1 protein-coding gene is annotated in these 1285 nt (G+C 73.2%); it reads left to right on the top strand.

Going from position 1 to position 1285, the window contains the following annotated elements; genetic code table 11:
• On the top strand, nt 1-1285 hold a 1285-nt coding region (locus ACZ7HQ_RS45585), incomplete at both ends, for a protein kinase family protein (RefSeq protein WP_471003565.1).

The following is a 1285-nucleotide window of genomic DNA, read 5'->3' as shown; positions in this document are numbered from 1 at the left end:
ACGGACGGTGGGCAGAAGCGTTCCGAGGCCGTTCCGGCGTCACCCGATCTGCACAGCGGTCACAAACTCGCCGGGCGCTACCGCCTGGAGGAGTGCGTCACCCGCCTGGACGGCTTCAGCAGCTGGCGCGCGGTCGACGAGAAGCTCCGCCGGGCGGTGGGCGTCCATCTGCTTCCCGCCGACCACCCGCGGGCCCGCTCGGTGCTGGCCGCAGCCCGCTCCTCGGCCCTGCTCGGGGACCCCCGCTTCGTCCAGGTCCTGGACGCCGTAGAGGAGAACGACCTCGTCTACGTGGTCCACGAATGGCTGCCGGATGCCACCGAGCTCACCGCTCTGCTGGCCGCCGGGCCGATGGAGGCCCACGACGCCTACCAGCTCGTCAGCCAGCTCTCCCAGGCGATGGCCGCCGCCCACCGCGAGGGCCTCTCCCATCTGCGCCTGACCCCCGGCGCGGTCCTGCGCAGCTCCACCGGGCAGTACCGCATCCGTGGCCTCGCCGTGAACGCCGCCCTGCGGGGCATCACCGCCGAGCGCCCCCTCCGTACGGACACCGAGGCCATCGGCGCCCTCCTCTACGCCGCCCTGACCCACCGCTGGCCGTACGGCGAGGACGCCCACGGACTCGCCGGTCTGCCCAAGGGCCTGGGCCTCATCGCCCCCGACCAGGTACGGGCCGGCGTCCACCGCGGGCTCTCCGAGCTCGCCATGCGGGCACTCGCCAACGACGGTGCCACCGCCTCCCGCCAGGAACCGCCCTGCACCACCCCGGACGAGCTGGCCAAGGCCGTCGCGGCGATGCCGCGCATCCTTCCGCCGGAGCCCACGTTCACCGCGCCGCCGGCCTACCAGCGCACGACCTATCAGCAGGGCACGTACGGACGCCCGTCCTCCCACCCGTCCGCCGTCGCGCAGCCCGTGATGCCGGCCCCTCCGGCGCCCCTGCAGAGCCGTACCGGCCGCGTCCTCAAGTGGACCGTGTCCGCTCTTCTCATCGCCGCCCTGGGCCTCGGCAGCTGGCAGCTCGCGGAGGCGCTGCTCGACCGCACCAAGGGCTCCGGCGACACCGGCGTCACCGAGCCCAACGAGGACGACAAGAACAAGGACGACAAGCCCGCACCGTCCGCCGAACCCCTGGACATCGCGGGGGCCACGGAGTTCACGCCCGACGGCTCCGGAATCAAGCAGGGGGAGGTGGCGAACACCGTGGACGGCAACCGGGGAACGCACTGGGTCACCCCGCGCTACGAGGGCTTCGCGAACTTCGGCAACCTCCCCCAGCGCAAGC

The sequence above is a fragment of the Streptomyces sp. NPDC037290 genome (genome assembly GCF_055603245.1).
Note: the sequence above shows the minus strand (reverse complement) of the source record. Positions and strands in the feature narration are given on the sequence as shown.